The organism is Streptomyces sp. NPDC050439, from assembly GCF_040655335.1.
Lineage (GTDB): Bacteria > Actinomycetota > Actinomycetes > Streptomycetales > Streptomycetaceae > Streptomyces.
Map to the genome: position 1 here is coordinate 897,845 of NZ_JBFAJT010000003.1, position 18,198 is coordinate 916,042.

Genomic DNA, 18,198 nt, shown 5'->3' on the forward strand with positions numbered 1-18,198 from the left:
TGCACCGCGCACCTCCGTAACGCCCCGGCAACATTGCCGCGTTGGGCGTGATGTTAGCCACATTGTTGATGTGGCGTCAGCACCCTGTGCGAGAGATGGCCGGTAGACGATCGCCGGGCAGGCTCATTTTCGGCCTGCCCGGCGGCCGGAAGGCGTCAGCGTGCGGCGCGGTTCACCGCGGAGACCGCGGCCTTCAGCGACGCGCGCGTCGTGTTGGGGTCGATGCCGATGCCCCACAGGACCTTGTCACCGATGGCGCATTCGATGTACGACGCGGCCTGCGCGGAGGCTCCTTCGCTCATCGTGTGCTCCTGGTAGTCCAGCAGGCGTACGTCGATGCCGATGCCCTGGAGCGCGTTGAAGAAGGCCGAGATCGGACCGTTGCCGGTGCCGGTCAGGACGGTGTCGGCGCCGTCGACCGTCGCCTCGACGGTCAGCGTGTCCGTGCCGTCCTTGTCGGTGGTGGTCTGGCCGTTCTTGACCTGGATGCGTCCCCACGGGTTCTCGGGGTTGGGCAGGTACTCGTCCTGGAAGATGCCCCAGATCGCGCCCGGCGTGACCTCGCCGCCCTCGGAGTCGGTCTTCGTCTGGATGATCTTCGAGAACTCCACCTGCATGCGGCGCGGCAGGTCCAGCTTGTGGTCGTTCTGCAGGACGTAGGCGATGCCGCCCTTGCCGGACTGCGAGTTGACGCGGATGACGGCCTCGTACGAACGGCCGACGTCCTTGGGGTCGATGGGCAGGTACGGGACGGCCCACTCGATGTCGTCGACCGTCTTGCCCTGCTGCTCGGCCCGGACGCCCATGGCCTCGAAGCCCTTCTTGATGGCGTCCTGGTGGGAGCCGGAGAAGGCGGTGTAGACGAGGTCACCTGCGTACGGGTGGCGCGGGTGGACCTCCATCTGGTTGCAGTACTCGGCGGTGCGGCGGATCTCGTCGATGTCGGAGAAGTCGATCTGCGGGTCGACGCCCTGCGAGAAGAGGTTCATGCCCAGCGTGACCAGGTCGACGTTGCCGGTGCGCTCGCCCTGCCCGAACAGGCAGCCCTCGATGCGGTCGGCGCCGGCCATGATGGCCAGTTCGGCGGCGGCGACGGCCGTGCCGCGGTCGTTGTGCGGGTGGACGGACAGGCAGACGTGCTCGCGGCGGGTCAGGTTGCGGGACATCCACTCGAAGCGGTCCGCGTGGGTGGAGGGCGTCGAACGCTCCACGGTGGCGGGCAGGTTCAGGATGATCTCGCGGCCCTCTTCGGGCTGCCATACGTCACAGACGGCCTCGCAGACCTCCAGGGCGAAGTCCAGCTCGGTGTCGGTGAAGATCTCGGGGCTGTACTGGTAGCCGAAGACCGTCTCGGGGCCCAGCAGCTTCTCCGCGTACTCCATGACCAGGCGCGTGCCGTCGACGGCGATCTGCTTGACCGCGTCCTTCGAGCCACGGAAGACGACCTCGCGCCAGACGGGCGCGGTCGCGTTGTACAGGTGGACGGTGGCGCGCTTGGCGCCGACCAGCGACTCGACGGTGCGGGAGATGAGTTCCTCGCGGGCCTGCGTCAGCACGGAGATCGTGACGTCGTCCGGGATCGCGCCGTCCTCGATGATCGACCGTACGAAGTCGAAGTCCGTCTGCCCGGAGGAGGGGAAGCCGACCTCGATCTCCTTGTAGCCCATGCGGACCAGCAGGTCGAACATCTCGCGCTTGCGCGCGGGGGACATCGGGTCGATCAGCGCTTGGTTGCCGTCGCGCAGGTCCGTGGAGAGCCAGCGGGGAGCGACCGTGATCCGGTTGTCGGGCCACGTGCGGTCGGGGATGTCGACCTGGTCGTACTGCCCGTACTTGTGGATCGGCATGGAAGTGGCGCGCTGCAGATTGGGCTTGATCGCCATGATGCGGGGGCTCCTCGGGAGTGTCCTTAAGGACGGCCGACGGTCGCTTCGCGAGCAACACCGAACTCCGCGGGGAGGGGGTCGGCCTCGACTACAGGCCCTCGCCGCGGCAGCTAAGGAGAAGCAGCCCGTAACGCATGATGCTCCGCAGCCTAGCCGAGCCGCGCTGTGTGCGCGGGTGCGTATCAGTATGCGGGATCGCCGCCAGGTTACGGGTATGAGGTGATCAATACCTCTATTTCATTAATCATGGTTGCAGGTAGTGACAGCGGCATGACCCAGTGCCACATTGCCGCCATGACCGCCAACCCAGGCTTCGAGCCTGTCTTCTGCACCATCATTCCGCCCCACGTGCTCGACACTCTGGCCCAGAGTGACGACGCCACGCTCGCGGGTCCCGCCCGCCGCACCCTGGAACGGGACTCCATCGAGCGCACCCACCGCCGTCTGACCACGGTCATCGGCGCCCCGTCCGTCTCACTGCCCAAGGAAGCCGCGGAGAGCAAGCCGCACCGCACGATCTACGACGCCAGGCACAAGACCGAGCTGCCGGGCCGCAAGATCCGCGGCGAGGGCGAGAAGCCCGGCAAGGACGCGACCGTCAACCGCGCGTACGCGGGCCTCGGCGCGACCTTCGAGCTGTTCCTGAAGACGTACCAGCGCAACTCCATCGACGGCAGCGGTCTGCCGCTGAACGCGACGGTCCACTACGGCGAGAAGTACGGGAACGCCTTCTGGAACGGCGAGCAGATGGTGTTCGGCGACGGTGACGGCGAGATCTTCCTCGACTTCACCATTCCGGTGGACGTCATCGGCCACGAGCTGACGCACGGCGTGGTCCAGTACACGGCGAACCTCACGTACTTCGGCCAGCCGGGCGCCCTGAACGAGTCCTTCGCGGACGTCTTCGGCTCGCTGATCAAGCAGTACACGCTCGGCCAGACCGCCGCCGAGGCCGACTGGCTGATCGGCGCCGGGCTGCTCGCCCCGCGCGTGACCGGCAAGGCGCTGCGCTCCATGAAGGCCCCCGGCACGGCGTACGACGACGACGTGCTCGGCAAGGACCCGCAGCCCGCCGACATGGACCACTACGTCCGCACGGGCCGCGACAACGGCGGCGTGCACATCAACTCCGGCATCCCCAACCACGCCTTCTACCTGCTGGCAGAGGCGCTCGGCGGCAACGCGTGGGAGCGGGCCGGACAGATCTGGTACGCGGTCCTGACCGGCGGCGAGCTGGCCCAGGACGCGTCCTTCGCGGACTTCGCGAAGCTGACCGTGGCCGCGGCGCGCGACAAGTACGGCGAGGGCGAGGAGCACGGCGCCGTGGTGAAGGCGTGGTCCCAGGTCGGGGTGCCTTACAACTGACCGGCCCGTGGAGTAGACAGGACCCATGCGTATCCAGGTGAAGCGCACGGGAGGTTTCGCGGGCATCGAGCGGCACGCCGAGGTCGACACCTCGGAGCTGCCCGATGCCCACGCGTGGCACGCCCTGGCCGAAGAGGCCTTGGCCGAAGGCAGGGGCACGCCACCCATAGGAGTGCCGGACGGCTTCAACTACCAGCTCACCGTCGACGGGCACACGGTGTACTGCTCGGACCCACGTCTGACCGATCCGCAGCGGAAGCTGATCTCGCGGGTCCTGAAGGAGGGCTCGTAAAACTTGAGAAGTGTTCATCTTTTCTGAGGCACGCCCATTGACTTCCGTGCGCGGCCGTACGGAAGATCGCGCCCATGGCAGCGACCCGTGCGACCCATGCGCGTGAACCACTCCCTCAGTTCCCCCGCGACTTCGTGTGGGGGGTGTCCACATCCGCTCACCAGATCGAGGGCGCCGTCGACGAACGCGGTCCCTCGGTCTGGGACGCGTTCACGGCGGTGCCGGGCCGGGTGAAGGACGGCACGACGGCCGCCGTCGCCTGCGACCACTACCACCGCTACCGCGAAGACGTCGCGCTGATACGCGAGTTGGGCGCGGACGCCTACCGCTTCTCGGTGTCGTGGCCGCGCGTGCTGCCGAGCGGGGCGGGCCAGGTGAGCGCCGCGGGCCTGGACTTCTACGACCGCCTCGTCGACGAGCTGTGCGCGGCGGGCGTCAGCCCCGTCCCCACGCTCTTCCACTGGGACACCCCGCTCGCCCTGGCCGATGAGGGCGGCTGGCTGCGGCGGGACACGGCCGAGCGTTTCGCCGAGTACGCGGCGGTGGCGGCCGGGCGCATCGGCGACCGCGCCAAGAAGTGGATCACCCTGAACGAACCCGCCGAGCACACCCTCCTCGGCCATGCGCTCGGCCAGCACGCGCCCGGACAGCAGCTCATGTTCGACGCGCTGCCGGTGGCGCACCACCAGCTCCTCGCCCACGGTCTCGCCGTACGGGCGCTGCGCGCGGCGGGCGTCACGGACATCGGCATCGCCAACTCGCACGGCCCCACCTGGCCCGCGTCGTCCTCGCCCGAGGACACCCAGGCGGCGGACTTCTACGACGTGCTCCTCAACCGCCTGTTCGCCGACCCGCTCATCCTGGGCCGATACCCGGACGGCATCGGGGAGTTGATGCCGGGCGGCAGCGACATCGAGGCCGACCTGAAGGTCATCGCCGAGCCCGTCGACTGGTACGGCATCAACTTCTACCAGCCGACCAAGGTGGGCGCCCCGCTCCCGGCATCGGCAACGGCGGCGGCGCCGACGGAGTTCTCCGGCCTCACCCTGCCGCCCGAACTCCCCTTCTCCCCCCGGGAGATCGAGGGCCGCCCCGTGACGGACTTCGGCTGGCCGGTGGTCCCGGAGTCGCTGACCGAGCTGCTCACCGGCTTCCGCGACCGGTACGTCGACCGCCTGCCCCCGCTGGTGATCACCGAGAACGGCTGCTCGTACGAGGGCATCGACGACCAGCGCCGGATCGACTACCTCGACGGCCATCTGCGGTCGCTGCACCGCGCGTTGGAGGAGGGAGTGGACGTACGCGGCTACTTCGTCTGGTCCCTGATGGACAACTTCGAGTGGGCCGAGGGTTACCGGCAACGCTTCGGACTCGTCCACGTCGACCACACGACCCTGGACCGCACCCCGAAGGCGTCGTACGCATGGCTGCGCGAGGCGCTGCGGGCGCAACGGGCATGACGGCCGACGCGCTGCGGGAGCCGGTCGACCGGGTCGGCCGGGGCTGGACGGCATCCCTGTCGCTCGCCAACGGCGCGATCTGGGTGGGCTGGTACGGCCCGCTGCAGATCCTGCTCGCCGTGCAGGCGGAGGATCTGGCCCCGGCCGGCACCTCAAAGGAGACGGTCCTCGCGTGGGTCGCGGGCGCGGGCGCGGTGGTGTCCCTCGCCTCGAACCCGCTCTTCGGGGCGCTCTCGGACCGCACCGTGTCGCGCTTCGGGCGGCGTACCCCGTGGATCGTGGCGGGCACGGCGGGCGGCGCGGCGGCGCTCTTGCTGCTCTCGGCCGCCGGCTCCGTGTGGTGGATGGCGGCGGGCTGGTGCCTGGTCCAGCTCACCCTGAACGCCGCGTTCGCCGCGGTCACGGCGGCCGTGCCGGACCGGGTGCCCCGGCTGCAGCGGGGCGCGGTGGGCGGCTGGCTGGGGGCGGCGCAGATCCTGGGCGTGGTGGTGGGGACGGGCCTCGCGACGGTCGCCGGGGGCGTGGCCGCGGGGTACGCGGCGTGCGCGGTGTTCACGCTGGCCGGAGTCCTGCCCTACGTCCTGCGCCACCGGGACCTGCGTCTCGCGCCGCGGGACAGGCCGCCGTTCGCGTGGCGGTCGTTCGCCCGCGCATTCTGGCTGAGCCCGCGCCGCTACCCGGACCTGGGCTGGGCCTGGCTGACCCGCTTCCTGATCAACCTCAGCAACGCCCTGGTCCTGCTCTATCTCCTCTACTACCTACGGGACCGCCTCGACTACTCCGACCCGGACGAGGGCGTCCTGATCCTCACGGCGGTGAACGGCGTGACGCTGCTCGCGACCGTGGTCGTGGGCGGTGTCTGGTCGGACCGCGTGGGCCGCCGCAAGCCGTTCGTGCTCTGGTCCGGCGTCCTGATGGCGGTGGCGACGGCCCTGCTGTCCGGCTGGCAGACCTGGACGGGCGCGATCGTCGCGGCGGCGGTGCTCGGCGTGGGCTTCGGCGTCTTCACGTCCGTGGACTTCGCCCTGATGACGGACGTCCTGCCGAAGGCCATGGACCGCGGCAAGGACATGGGCGTCATCAACATCGCCAACTCACTCCCCCAGGTGGCGGCCCCCGCCCTGGCGGCCCCGCTCGTGACACACCTGGGCGGCTACCGGGTGCTGTATCTGGTGGCGGCCGCGATCGGGCTCGCGGGGGCGCTGCTCGTGACGCGGATCAGGGGCGTGGAGTAACCCGGGGTGGACTGACCTCAGAAGCCCAGCTTGCGCAACTGCTTCGGGTCGCGCTGCCAGTCCTTGGCGACCTTCACGTGCAGGTCGAGGCTGCATCAATATGCGGCTACCGCCGCGCGGCCGGCCTGCATACTGCCAGCGACGCGACAACCCCAACCCGTCAGAAGCCCAGCTTGCGCAACTGCTTGGGGTCGCGCTGCCAGTCCTTGGCGACCTTCACGTGCAGGTCGAGGCTGCATCAATATGCGGCTACCGCCGCGCGGCCGGCCTGCATACTGCCAGCGACGCGACAACCCCAACCCGTCAGAAGCCCAGCTTGCGCAACTGCTTGGGGTCGCGCTGCCAGTCCTTGGCGACCTTGACGTGCAGGTCGAGGCTGTATCAATATGCGGCTACCGCCGCGCGGCCGGCCTGCATACTGCCAGCGACGCGACAACCCCAACCCGTCAGAAGCCCAGCTTGCGGAGCTGCTTGGGGTCACGCTGCCAGTCCTTGGCGACCTTCACATGCAGGTCGAGGAAGACCGGCGTGCCGAGGAGTGCCTCGATCTGCTGGCGGGACTTGATCCCGACCTCCTTGAGGCGCTTGCCCTTCGGGCCGATGATGATGCCCTTCTGGCTGGGGCGCTCGATGTAGACGTTCGCGTGGATGTCGAGCATCGGCTTGTCCGCGGGCCGGTCCTGGCGCGGCAGCATCTCCTCCACCACGACGGCGATGGAGTGCGGCAGCTCGTCCCGCACACCTTCGAGCGCGGCCTCGCGGATCAGCTCGGCGACCATGACCTGCTCGGGCTCGTCCGTGAGGTCACCCTCGGGGTAGAGCGGCGGGCTCTTCGGGAGCATCGGGACGATCAGGTCCGCGAGCAGCTGCACCTGCTTGTCGCCGACCGCCGAGACCGGCACGATCTGCGCCCACTCGAAGCCGAGCTCCTTGCCGAGCTGGTCGATGGCGATGAGCTGCTCGGCGAGCGTCTTGCTGTCGACGAGGTCGGTCTTCGTCACGACCGCGATCTTCGGCGTCTTCTTGATGCCGGCCAGTTCCTTGGCGATGAAGCGGTCGCCGGGGCCGAGCTTCTCGTTCGCGGGCAGACAGAAGCCGATGACGTCGACCTCGGCCCACGTGGTCCGCACGACGTCGTTGAGCCGCTCGCCGAGCAGCGTGCGCGGCTTGTGGAGCCCGGGGGTGTCCACCAGGATCAGCTGGGCGTCGGGCCGGTGCACGATGCCGCGGACCGTGTGCCGCGTGGTCTGCGGCTGGTTCGCGGTGATCGCCACCTTCTGGCCGACCAGAGCATTCGTGAGGGTGGACTTGCCCGCGTTGGGGCGGCCCACGAAGCAGGCGAAACCGGCGCGATGGGTGGCCTCGGACGGCTCGGATGACTCGGTACGAACGCTCATGGCGCCCATTCTCCCTGATCGCCGGAGGGCCGCAGCACCCCGAGGCGCTCTCGGACCCCTGATCGGGCACCGGCAGGCCGTTCGTGAGCGTCCGGAAACCCTCGCGCAACACGAAACACGCCGGAAACGCCCGGGTGCCCGTTCGGAAACGCGGGGCGGTGACGCTCTCCCTCTGCCCCCACCCGGAGGAGAGATTCCCCGTGCAGTCCGTGCAGTACGCGCAGTACGCGCACTCCCTCACCACCCTGGCCGCGGCCGAGGGCCCCGACACCGGCGACACGGCCTGGCTGCTCGCGGCCACCGCCCTGGTCCTCCTGATGACACCGGGCCTCGCGCTCTTCTACGGCGGCATGGTCCGCACGAAGAGCGTCCTCAACATGCTCCTGATGTCCTTCGTCTCGATCGCCCTGGTCACGGTGGTGTGGCTGCTGGCCGGCTACTCGCTCGCGTTCGGCGAGGACGCGTTCGCGGGCCTGATCGGCGGCGTCGACCACCTCGGCCTGGCGGGCATCGGCCCGCAGACCCTCACCGGGACGGTCCCCACCCTCCTCTTCACCACGTTCCAGCTGACCTTCGCGATCCTCACCACGGCACTGATCAGCGGCGCGATCGCGGACCGCACGAAGTTCGCGGCCTGGCTGGTCTTCGTGCCGGTGTGGGCGCTGCTCGTATACGTTCCCGTGGCGCACTGGGTGTGGGGCCCGGACGGCTGGATCTCCTCGTCCCTCGGCGCCCTTGACTTCGCGGGCGGCCTGGTCGTCGAGATCGCCTCCGGAGCCTCCGGCCTCGCCCTCGTCCTGGTCATCGGCCCGCGCATCGGCTTCAAGAAGGACGCGATGCGTCCGCACAACCTCCCGATGGTCCTGATGGGCGCGGGCCTGCTCTGGTTCGGCTGGCTCGGCTTCAACGGCGGCTCGGCACTCGGCGCGAACGGTCTCGCGGCGGCTTCCCTCCTGAACACCCTCCTGGCCGGCTGCACGGGCCTGCTCGGCTGGCTCTTCGTGGAGCAGCGACGTGACGGCCACCCCACCACCTTCGGCGCGGCGTCGGGCGCGGTGGCGGGCCTGGTCGCCATCACGCCCGCGTGCGGGGTCGTCGGGGTGCTCGGCGCCGCGGTGGTCGGTCTCGCGGCCGGGGTGGTCTGCTCGTACGCCGTGGCGTGGAAGTTCCGCCTCGACTACGACGACTCACTCGACGTCGTGGGCGTCCACCTGGTCGGCGGCGTGGTCGGCACGCTCCTGATCGGCCTGTTCGCGACGGCCACGATGACGGACGGCGCGGAGGGCCTCTTCTACGGGGGCGGGCTCGCCCAGTTGGGCAAGCAGACGGTGGCGGTGCTCGCGGTGGCGGCGTACACGTTCTCGGTGACGTACGGCATCGGCAAGGCGATCGACAAGCTCATGGGCTTCAGGGCGTCGGCGGAGGACGAGCAGACGGGCCTCGACCAGACGCACCACGCGGAGACGGCCTACGATCACGGCGTCCTGGTCAGCCCGATGAAGGGGAGCACCGTCCGATGAAGCTCATCACCGCGGTCATCAAGCCGTTCCGCCTGGACGAGGTGAAGACCGCGCTCCAGGAACTGGGCATCCAGGGCCTCACCGTCACCGAGGCAAGCGGGTACGGCCGCCAGCGGGGTCACACGGAGGTGTACCGGGGCGCGGAGTACCAGGTGGACCTGGTCCCGAAGGTGCGGGTGGAGGTCGTGGTCGACGACGCGGACGCGGAGCCCGTGATCGACGGAATCGTCCGCGCGGCATCCACGGGCAAGATCGGCGACGGCAAGGTGTGGGCGGTCCCGGTGGAGACGGTGGTGCGGGTACGAACGGGGGAACGGGGCCCGGACGCAATTTGATCTTTCCCCAACCCCACCCCTTCCCGAAAACCCGCTCTGGCGCGGGGGCCTTGGTTGCCGTCATCACCGGCTTCGCCGAGTTCGTCCTCAAACGCCGGACGGGCTGAAAATTCAGCCCGTCCGGCGTTTGAGGACAAGGCCCTCGCGCCGAGCGAGTTTTCGGGAAGGGGCGGGGTTGGGGAAAAGGTCAGTTCGCCTGAGCCCGCACTCGGACTTCACCATCAGCCCCCGCCAGGAACACCGGCGTCCCGGCCCCGCCAAGATCCCGCACAGCGGAAAGGTCCTCGGCGGAAAGCTCCTCCGCAGAGGAGACGACCGCCGCCGCCTCCAAAGACTCCGCCCCCGAAGCAACCGCCATCGCCACGGCGGTACGCAAGGCGGAAAGCGACAGCGAGGGAAGCGAAACCGTCCCGGCGACATACGTCCGCCCCGTCTCGTCCCGCACAGCGGCCCCCTCGGCCACCCCATTCCGCGCCCGCGCCGAACGAGCCAGCGTAACGATCTTCCGGTCCTCAGCGTCAAGCGCGTCAGGCGACGCAGCACTCTCGGTCATGATCCGAGCATACGGAGGCACACGGAGGACGAAGAACAGGGGCTCACCCGGCCACCGGGTACATGGACCCCCGCCGCCCCTCCGGCGAGGCCAGCCACTCCAGCTTCGCCGCGGTCTCCGCCTCCGGCAACGGCGTATGCAGCACGATCGTGAGATCGGGCCGCGCCGGCACCCGCAGGGCCGTCGACTCGACGTGCAAGGCACCCACCAGCGGATGCGTGAGCTCCTTGTGCACCTGCCCCGCAGGCCGCACGTCCCGCCGCTCCCACAGCTCGGTGAACTCCTCGCCCGCCGTCTCCCGCAGCTCGGCGAGCACCGCCTGGAACCCCTCGTCGTCCGGGGTCTCCGAGCAGGAGGCACGGAACTGCGCGACGACGTTCTCCGCGTTCTCCCTCCAACTCACGCTCCGGGAGCGGTAGATGGGATCGGTGAAGAAGTCCACGATGCAGTTCTGGGTGATCTCGGGCCGCATCCCGAAGACCATCCCGGCGGCGTCGTTGTAGAGGACGCAGTTGTAGTAGCGGTCCATGATGTGTGCCGGGTACGGCATCCACGTGTCGATGAGCCGCTGCAACCCCTCGCACATGTCCCGGTCGGCCTGCTCGACCTCGGGCGCGGGCGGATTCAGCCCGGCCAGCACGTAGAGATGCCGCCGCTCGGTGCTCGACAGCTTCAGGACGCGTCCCACGGAGTCCAGGACCTGCGGCGACACGGAGATGTCGCGGCCCTGCTCGAGCCACTGGTACCAGGATGCGCCGACCCCGGCGAGCACGGCGACCTCCTCGCGGCGCAGACCCGGCGTACGCCGCCGCGCGCCGCCGTCCGGGAGGCCTGCCTCCGCGGGGCTGACCCGGGCGCGGCGGCTCATCAGGAACTCGCGCAGCTCGCCGAGCCGCCGCGCCTTGGCCTCGTCCTGGGGCCGCACAGCCGCAACTGCCGCCGCCTCACTCGTCCCTGCCATCCGCAACTCCCCCTGCCTGGTGGTACGACCACCAGCATAAGTTCCCGCTCCCCACGGGTATTCCGGACGCCCGAAGCTCATTGCCATGGCGATCGACACCACCACCGCTCCCCCGTCCACCACGGTCCCCGCCCCTCAAGCACCCAAGCTCTCCCCCCGCGACAGACTCGTCCTCTTCGTGCTCTGCGCCGCCCAGTTCATGGTCGCGCTCGACTTCTCCGTGCTGAACGTGGCGCTGCCCGTGCTCGGCGCCGACCTGGGCATGAGTCAGTCCGCGCTGCAGTGGGCGGTGACCGCGTTCGCCCTGCCCTCCGGCGGCTTCCTGCTCCTCTTCGGCCGCACCGGCGACCTGTTCGGCCGCCGCAAGCTGTTCGTCGGCGGCCTCGCGCTCTTCGGCCTCGCCTCGCTCCTCGCCACCTTCGCCTGGGACCCGGCGTCCTTCCTCGCCGGGCGCGCGCTGCAGGGCGTGGGCGCGGCGGCCATCGTGCCGACCGGCATGTCCCTGCTCACCACGACGTTCCCGGAAGGTCCGCAGCGTGACCGGGCGCTCGGCATATCCGGCACGCTGCTCTCGCTCGGCTTCACGATCGGCATGGTCCTGGGCGGCGTACTCACCGACACGCTCGGCTGGCGCTCCACGATGGGCCTGCTGACCCTCTTCGTGCTGATCGTGCTGCCGCTGGCGCCGGGCCTCCTGCCCGAGTCCCGCACCCCGGACCGCCCCCGCCTCGACATCCCCGGCGCGGTCACCGTCACGGGCGGCCTGCTCGCCCTGATCTACGCGCTTTCCACGGCCGCCGAGCGTGGCTTCGGCGGCGCGGACGTAATCGTCACGCTCGTCGCGGGCGTGCTGCTGCTCGCGGCCTTCGGTTACGTCGAGTCGCGTGCCACCTCTCCGCTGGTCTCCCTCCCCATGTTGCGGCGGCGGACGGTGGCGTGGGGCAATCTGGGCGGGCTCGTCACCTTCTCGATGATGTCGGCGGTCATCTTCGTCCTCACCCTGTATCTGCAGGAGGTGCTGGAGCTCTCCGCCTTCCGGACCGGGCTCGTCTTCGGCGTGCAGGGCGTGCTCTCGGTGGTCGCCGGGATCTACGCGCCCAAGGTCATCAGCCGCTTCGGGGCGCGTCGCACGCTCGTCGTCTCGCTGCTCGGCCAGGGCCTGTTCATCGCGACGCTGCTCGGCATCGACGAGGGCTCCTGGTCGGTGTGGCTCGCCACGGCGGGCGTCTCGGTGGCGAGCATGTTCCACCTGGGCGCGATCATCTCGTACGGCGTGACCGTCACCTCGGGTGTCCCGGACGAGGAGCAGGGCCTGGCCACGGGCCTGGTGACGTCCACCCAGCAGGTGGGCATCACGATCGGCATCCCGCTCCTGGGCGTCCTGGCGACCACGAACACGGATCTCCTGGCGGGGACGCGGACGGTGCTGATGATCGACGCCGCGGTCCTGCTGGTGACGGCGGCCCTGGTGGCGACGGGCCTGCGCGTCCGGCGTACCGCCTAGGGCCGGTCGAGCCGCAGGCGCTGTGCCTTCGGGAGACCGGCCACCACCAGGTCGTACGAGTCCTCGACCAGCTCCCGGACCATCGCGTCCGGGAGCTCGGCGTCGGCCGTCACCGTGTTCCAGTGCCGCTTGTTCATGTGCCACCCCGGCACGATCTCCGGGTGGGCGTCCCGCAGCTGGACCGCCATGTCGGGCTCGCACTTCAGGTTCACGGTCAGCGGCTCGGCGTCCAGGAAGGTCAGCGCGAACATCTTGCCCGCGACCTTGAACACCGAGATCTCGGGGCTGAACGGAAACTCCTCCACCGCGTCGTTGAACGACAGGCAGAACGTGCGCAGCTCCTGCGGTGTCACCCCGGGGTCTCCTTCTCCGCGCCCGCGGGCGCGAGCGGCTCCACGAGCACCGTCACGATCTTGTTCCGCCGCCCGGCCGCGGATTCCGCGGTGAGCCGCAGCTCACGGCCGTCCGGCAGCGGCACGAGCGCGGACGCGTCGGCGATCGGCACCCGGCCGAGCGCCTTGGCGAGCAGGCCGCCGACCGTCTCGACGTCCTCGTCGTCGAACTCGTCGAGCCCGAAGAGTTCGCCGAGGTCGCCGATGTCGAGGCGTGCGGTGACGCGGTAGCAGCCGTCGTCGAGTTCCTCGACGGGCGGCAGCTCACGGTCGTACTCGTCGGTGATCTCGCCGACGATCTCTTCCAGGATGTCCTCGATGGTGACGATGCCGGCCGTGCCGCCGTACTCGTCGATGACGACGGCGACGTGGTTGCGCTCCTGCTGCATCTCGCGCAGGAGGTCGCCCGCGTTCTTCGTGTCGGGCACGAACGTCGCCGGGCGCATGGCCGTCGACACCAGATCCGACTCGCTGTCGCGGTTGATGTGCGTCTTGCGGGCCAAATCCTTGAGGTAGACCATGCCGACGACGTCGTCCTCGCTCTCCCCGGTCACGGGGATGCGGGAGAAACCCGAGCGCAGGGCGAGGGTGAGCGCCTGGCGGATGGTCTTGAAGCGCTCGATCGCGACCAAGTCCGTCCGGGGCACCATGACTTCGCGGACGAGGGTGTCGCCGAGCTCGAAGACGGAGTGCACCATGCGGCGCTCGTCGTCCTCGATGAGGGATTCCTTCTCGGCGAGGTCGACCATCGCGCGCAGCTCGGCCTCGGAGGCGAACGGGCCGCGCCTGAAGCCCTTGCCGGGCGTGAGCGCGTTGCCGATGAGGATCAGGAGCGGCGGGATCGGGCCCATGACGCGGGCCAGCGGCAGCAGGACGTACGCGGCGGCGGTGGCCGTGTTGAGCGGGTGCTGGCGGCCGATGGTGCGCGGCGAGACGCCCACCGCCACGTACGACACGAGGACCATCACCGCGATGGCGACGGCCAGCGCCTCCCATGTCTCGGCGAATTCGTTCAGGCAGGCGTACGTCACGAGGGACGCGGCCGCCATCTCGCACGCCACCCGTACGAGCAGCGCCACATTCAGATAGCGGGTGGGGTCGGCGGCGACCTGCGCGAGCTTCGCGCTGCCGCGCCGCCCGGAGCGGACCGCCTCCTCCGCCCGGAAGCTGGAGGTGCGGGCGATGCCCGCCTCGGCGCAGGCGGCGAGCCAGGCGACGACGACCAGGGCGACGGCGCCCGCGATCAGCTGGAAACTCATGGGCCTACGAGACCGTGGGCGCCGGAGAGGGGCCGGTCAGGCCGTTCTCGGCGCGCCAGCCGTCGACGATGGCCGCCTGGAGGCCGAACATCTCGGCCTTCTCGTCCGGCTCCTCGTGGTCGTACCCAAGGAGGTGCAGCACCCCGTGAACGGTGAGCAGCTGCAGCTCCTCGTCCATGGAGTGCTCCGTGGGCGCTTCCTTGCCCTGCTTGGTGGCGACCTCGGGGCAGAGCACGATGTCGCCGAGGAGGCCCTGCGGGGGCTCCTCCTCGTCCTTGGCCGGCGGGCGCAGCTCGTCCATGGGGAAGGACATGACGTCCGTCGGCCCCGGCAGGTCCATCCACTGGATGTGGAGCTGCTCCATGGCGTCCTCGTCCACGACGATCACCGAGAGCTCGGAGAGCGGGTGGATGCGCATCCGCGCGAGGGCGTAGCGGGCGATGTCGAGGATCGCCTGCTCGTCGACCTCGGTTCCGGATTCGTTGTTGACGTCGATCGACATGGTGCGGCTTCCGCTACTTCCCGTGTTTCTTGTTCTGCTGACTCTGCTGGCTGTCGTCGTACTTCTCGTACGCGTCGACGATACGGCCGACGAGCTTGTGCCGGACGACATCGTGGGACGTGAGCCGCGAGAAGTGCACGTCGTCGATGCCCTCCAGGATGTCCTGGACCTGGCGCAGACCCGACTTGGTGCCGTTCGGCAGGTCGACCTGGGTGACGTCGCCCGTGATCACGATCTTCGACTCGAAGCCGAGGCGGGTGAGGAACATCTTCATCTGCTCGACGCTGGTGTTCTGTGCCTCGTCGAGGATGATGAACGCGTCGTTCAGGGTGCGGCCGCGCATGTACGCGAGCGGCGCCACCTCGATGGTGCCCGCCGCCATCAGGCGGGGGATCGAGTCGGGGTCGAGCATGTCGTGCAGCGCGTCGTACAACGGCCGCAGATACGGGTCGATCTTCTCGTAGAGCGTGCCCGGCAGGAAGCCGAGCCGCTCGCCGGCCTCGACGGCGGGGCGGGTCAGGATGATGCGGTTGACCTGCTTGGCCTGGAGGGCCTGCACGGCCTTGGCCATGGCTAGGTAGGTCTTGCCGGTGCCCGCGGGGCCGATGCCGAAGACGATGGTGTTCTTGTCGATGGCGTCGACGTAACGCTTCTGGTTGAGCGTCTTGGGGCGGATCGTGCGGCCGCGGGACGAGAGGATGTTCTGCGTGAGGACCTCGGCCGGGGTCTCCTGGCCGTCGCCCTCTCCGGCCTCGTCCGCCCTGAGCATGGCGATCGAGCGTTCCACTGCGTCCTCCGTCATCGGCTGACCGGTGCGGAGCACCAGCATCATCTCGTCGAAAAGGCGCTGGATGAGGGTGACTTCATGGGCGTCACCGACAGCGCTGATCTCATTGCCCCGGACATGGATGTCGGCCGCCGGGAAGGCCTTCTCGATCACGCGCAGCAGGGCGTCTCCGGAGCCGAGCACCGTCACCATCGGATGGTGGGCCGGGACGGTGAAGTGTGCTCGCGACTGGCCCTGGGCAGGGGTAGGAGCTGTGGGTGTCTGAGTCATGGGCCGGCACTTAGGCCTGCTCATCCTCCTCATGCGGGGCTTGGTGGCCGCTCGACAGCCTTGCACTGCCAAGAGTACGACGCACCACTGTCACCGCCGTAGGGCTTTTCCACTCCGGTCACGCACGACTGTGCGATTTTCGGGCTGGAGCTACGCCGACCGGAACCCGATCGTGGGCACCGCGCGCCGCAGCGGCCACGGACGCGTGGCCTCCGGAAGCAGGCCCTCCAGGAACCCGTACCTGCGCAGCGCCACGGGGTCCTGGTCGTCGACCTCCCGCACGGTCCGCCACCACGTGGCGACCTCCGCCCAGCCCGGCGCCGAGAGGGAGCCGCCGAACTCCTGCACGGAGAGCGCCGCCGTGAGCCCCGCGAAGGCGAGCCGGTCCGCGAGGGGCCACCCGGCGAGGGTGCCGGTCACGAAGCCCGCCACGAAGACATCACCGGCCCCGGTGGGATCGAGCGCCTCGACCGCGATGGCCGGAACCTCGGCGGTCTCGCCGGTCCGCCCGTCCACCGCGTACGCCCCTTCGGCACCCAGCGTCACCACGGCGAGCGGCACGTGTTCGGTCAGCGCACGTGCGGCGGCCCGGGGGCACTGGGTGCGCGTGTACCGCATGGCCTCCTCCGCGTTCGGCAGGAACGCCTCGCAGTGCCGCAGGTCCCCGAGCCCCGCCAGGTCCCAGCGCCCGGTGTCGTCCCACCCGACGTCGGCGAAGATCCGCGTGCCGGTGCGTGCGGCCTCGGCGATCCACGGCGCGCGCGTGCCGGGCGTCAGGGAGGCGACCGCGGCACGCGCGCGTGGCGGGCAGGTCGGGGCGCCGCCGTCCGCCGATCCGGCGTCGGGCGGCGGCTCGTGCCCGTGGCTGACCATGGTCCGCTCACCCTCGTACGCCATGGAGACGGTCACCGGCGAGTGCCACCCGGGCACGGTGCGTGACGTCGCGAGGTCGATGCCCTCGCCCTGTTCGAGCGCGTCCCAGCAGTACTCGCCGTAGTGGTCGTCCCCGAACGCCGCCGCCAGTGACGTGCGCAGGCCGAGCCGGGCCAGCGCGGTCGCCATGTTGGCGACGCCGCCGGGGCTCGACCCCATGCCGCGCGCCCAGGACTCGGTGCCGCGCACGGGCGCGGAGTCGAGCCCGGTGAAGATGATGTCGAGGAAGACCGTGCCGGTGAGGAACACGTCGCAGGGCGGATCGCCTGCTCTGCGGGCTCCCTTGAGCGGGTCGATGCTGGGTTTGAGAGGTACGACCATGCAGGCAACGTAACGGATTCAGGCCACCGGAGGCCGAACGCCGAGCTCCGCCTCGACGAGATCAGCCGCCCGGGCCGTGCCGCCCTCGGCCCGCACCTCCGCCTTCAGCCGGGCGACCCGGGCCGCGACCTCGGGGTCGGAGGTCAGGTCGAGCAGCGCGCGGCGCAACGCGTCCGGCGTCGCGTCGGCCGTGTCGATCCGCCGCGCGACCCCCAGCTCCACGAGCCGGTCCGCGTTGAGCGGCTGCTCGGCCCCCTGCGGCACGGCGATCATCGGCACCCCGCTGTGGAGCCCCTCGCTGCTGCTGCCCATGCCCGCGTGCGTGACGAACGCGTCGGCCTGCTCCAGGATCGCCAACTGCGGTACCCACGAGCGCACTTCCACGTTCCCCGACACCTCGCCGAGCTCCGCGGGGTCCACGTGCCTGCCGATCTGCAGCACCACGTGCCAACCGGCGAGCCCGCCGAACGCCTCCACGCAGCGCCGGTAGAACTCGGGCTGCTGCGTGTAGGCGGAGCCCAGCGACACGAGCAGCACCTTCTCGGCGCCCTCGGGCCGCTGCCAGCCGCCCTGCGCCGAGCGGTCGCCGAAACACGGCCCGACGAAGGCGACCCGCTTGGGGTCGACCCGGTCGGCGAAGAGCTGCATGGCACGGGGAATCGTGGCCACGGCGTGGTCCGGCGTCCCCGAGAAGGTGTCGACGTCCAGGGTCGTGGCCCCGCATTCCGCGAGCCACTCCCCGAACCGCGCCTGCAGTTCGGCGGCCCCGGGGAGCTGCTTCAACTGCGCCCCGACCTCCTCCTGGTAGCCGTCCCAGGACACGAAGGTGGGCGAGAGCTGCATGAACGGCCGTCCCTGCGCCTCGGCGAGCGCGCGGGCGACGTACGCACCGATGTCGTACAGATACAGGTCGGCGGGGTCGTCGTCGTAGAACGCGCGCAACTGCGGGAGCACCGACATCGCGTCGTCGAGGAACAGACCGCTGGCGGCGATCGGGTCCTCGGGCCACACGTTCTCCTTGAACGGCAACTTCGAGGTGCACGGGACGAGTTCGGCGCCCGTGGGCTCGATCAGCTCACGGGTCGCCGGGTCGTTCGCGTACGTCACCCGGTGGCCACGCGCCACGAGTTCGCGGATGATCTCCAGGCCGGGCAGCACATGGCTGACCATCGGGACACCGACCATGGCGACATGGGCAGGGCGGCGGGGGGTTCGAGGATGCATGG

17 protein-coding genes are annotated in these 18,198 nt (G+C 70.0%); 7 read left to right on the forward strand and 10 right to left on the reverse strand.

What is annotated here, in order from left to right; all coding sequences use genetic code 11:
* Positions 1-155: 155 nt before the first annotated feature.
* Positions 156-1,883 (reverse strand): 2-isopropylmalate synthase, encoded by a 1,728-nt coding sequence (gene leuA / locus AB0I66_RS17100; protein WP_363208619.1) that lies wholly within the window; start codon positions 1,881-1,883, stop codon positions 156-158.
* Between the two features lie 297 nt (positions 1,884-2,180).
* Between leuA and AB0I66_RS17105 the strand changes: the two genes are divergently transcribed.
* From AB0I66_RS17105 to AB0I66_RS17120, 4 genes are all read left to right on the forward strand, one after another.
* Entirely contained in the window at positions 2,181-3,251 is a 1,071-nt protein-coding gene (locus AB0I66_RS17105) for a M4 family metallopeptidase (RefSeq protein WP_363208620.1), read from the forward strand.
* Positions 3,252-3,276: 25 nt separating this feature from the next.
* Entirely contained in the window at positions 3,277-3,543 is a 267-nt protein-coding gene (locus AB0I66_RS17110; RefSeq protein ID WP_363208621.1) for a protealysin inhibitor emfourin, read from the forward strand.
* Between the two features lie 74 nt (positions 3,544-3,617).
* On the forward strand, positions 3,618-5,003 hold the full coding sequence (locus tag AB0I66_RS17115; protein WP_363208622.1) for a GH1 family beta-glucosidase: 1,386 nt from the start codon (positions 3,618-3,620) through the stop codon (positions 5,001-5,003).
* Positions 4,967-6,238 carry an MFS transporter gene (locus AB0I66_RS17120; protein WP_363208623.1) on the forward strand — a complete coding sequence of 424 codons (1,272 nt, stop codon included), beginning with the start codon at positions 4,967-4,969 and terminating at the stop codon, positions 6,236-6,238. The genes AB0I66_RS17115 and AB0I66_RS17120 overlap by 37 nt, the downstream gene beginning before the upstream one ends.
* Positions 6,239-6,684: 446 nt before the next feature.
* On the opposite strand, the gene era is transcribed toward AB0I66_RS17120, so the two are convergent.
* Positions 6,685-7,644, reverse strand: coding sequence for a GTPase Era (gene era / locus AB0I66_RS17125; protein WP_363208624.1), 960 nt, complete (start codon positions 7,642-7,644; stop codon positions 6,685-6,687).
* 200 nt (positions 7,645-7,844) lie between these two features.
* Between era and AB0I66_RS17130 the strand changes: the two genes are divergently transcribed.
* Both AB0I66_RS17130 and AB0I66_RS17135 read left to right on the forward strand, forming a co-directional pair.
* A complete protein-coding gene (locus AB0I66_RS17130; protein ID WP_363208721.1) occupies positions 7,845-9,155 on the forward strand; it encodes an ammonium transporter in 1,311 nt (436 codons plus the stop codon).
* Positions 9,152-9,490, forward strand: coding sequence for a P-II family nitrogen regulator (locus AB0I66_RS17135; protein ID WP_363208625.1), 339 nt, complete (start codon positions 9,152-9,154; stop codon positions 9,488-9,490). The genes AB0I66_RS17130 and AB0I66_RS17135 overlap by 4 nt, the downstream gene beginning before the upstream one ends.
* Positions 9,491-9,677: 187 nt before the next feature.
* Here AB0I66_RS17135 and AB0I66_RS17140 read toward each other — a convergent pair whose 3' ends face one another.
* Positions 9,678-10,043 (reverse strand): cytidine deaminase, encoded by a 366-nt coding sequence (locus AB0I66_RS17140; protein WP_363208626.1) that lies wholly within the window; start codon positions 10,041-10,043, stop codon positions 9,678-9,680.
* 43 nt (positions 10,044-10,086) lie between these two features.
* Positions 10,087-10,911 carry a helix-turn-helix transcriptional regulator gene (locus AB0I66_RS17145; RefSeq protein WP_363208722.1) on the reverse strand — a complete coding sequence of 275 codons (825 nt, stop codon included), beginning with the start codon at positions 10,909-10,911 and terminating at the stop codon, positions 10,087-10,089.
* Between the two features lie 178 nt (positions 10,912-11,089).
* Between AB0I66_RS17145 and AB0I66_RS17150 the strand changes: the two genes are divergently transcribed.
* The gene (locus AB0I66_RS17150) at positions 11,090-12,508 is read left to right on the forward strand and encodes an MFS transporter (protein ID WP_363208627.1); all 1,419 of its coding nucleotides are present in this window, start codon (positions 11,090-11,092) and stop codon (positions 12,506-12,508) included.
* Here AB0I66_RS17150 and AB0I66_RS17155 read toward each other — a convergent pair.
* The 6 genes from AB0I66_RS17155 to AB0I66_RS17180 all read right to left on the reverse strand — a co-directional run bounded on the left by AB0I66_RS17155 (position 12,505) and on the right by AB0I66_RS17180 (position 18,196).
* A complete protein-coding gene (locus AB0I66_RS17155) occupies positions 12,505-12,861 on the reverse strand; it encodes an MmcQ/YjbR family DNA-binding protein (RefSeq protein ID WP_363208628.1) in 357 nt (118 codons plus the stop codon). The two genes, AB0I66_RS17150 and AB0I66_RS17155, sit on opposite strands and share 4 nt — an antisense overlap.
* Positions 12,858-14,159 (reverse strand): hemolysin family protein, encoded by a 1,302-nt coding sequence (locus AB0I66_RS17160; protein WP_363208629.1) that lies wholly within the window; start codon positions 14,157-14,159, stop codon positions 12,858-12,860. The genes AB0I66_RS17155 and AB0I66_RS17160 overlap by 4 nt, the downstream gene beginning before the upstream one ends.
* Before the next feature lie 4 nt (positions 14,160-14,163).
* Positions 14,164-14,661 (reverse strand): rRNA maturation RNase YbeY, encoded by a 498-nt coding sequence (ybeY, locus tag AB0I66_RS17165; RefSeq protein WP_363208630.1) that lies wholly within the window; start codon positions 14,659-14,661, stop codon positions 14,164-14,166.
* A 13-nt stretch (positions 14,662-14,674) separates the two neighbouring features.
* Complete coding sequence (locus tag AB0I66_RS17170) at positions 14,675-15,718, reverse strand: PhoH family protein (protein ID WP_363208631.1); 1,044 nt, start codon at positions 15,716-15,718, stop codon at positions 14,675-14,677.
* Between the two features lie 150 nt (positions 15,719-15,868).
* Positions 15,869-16,972: a PfkB family carbohydrate kinase gene (locus AB0I66_RS17175; RefSeq protein WP_363208632.1), complete on the reverse strand. Its 1,104-nt coding sequence runs from the start codon at positions 16,970-16,972 to the stop codon at positions 15,869-15,871.
* 18 nt (positions 16,973-16,990) lie between these two features.
* Positions 16,991-18,196, reverse strand: a complete 1,206-nt coding sequence (locus tag AB0I66_RS17180) for a macrolide family glycosyltransferase (protein WP_363208633.1) — start codon at positions 18,194-18,196, stop codon at positions 16,991-16,993.
* Between the last annotated feature and the right edge of the window lie 2 nt (positions 18,197-18,198).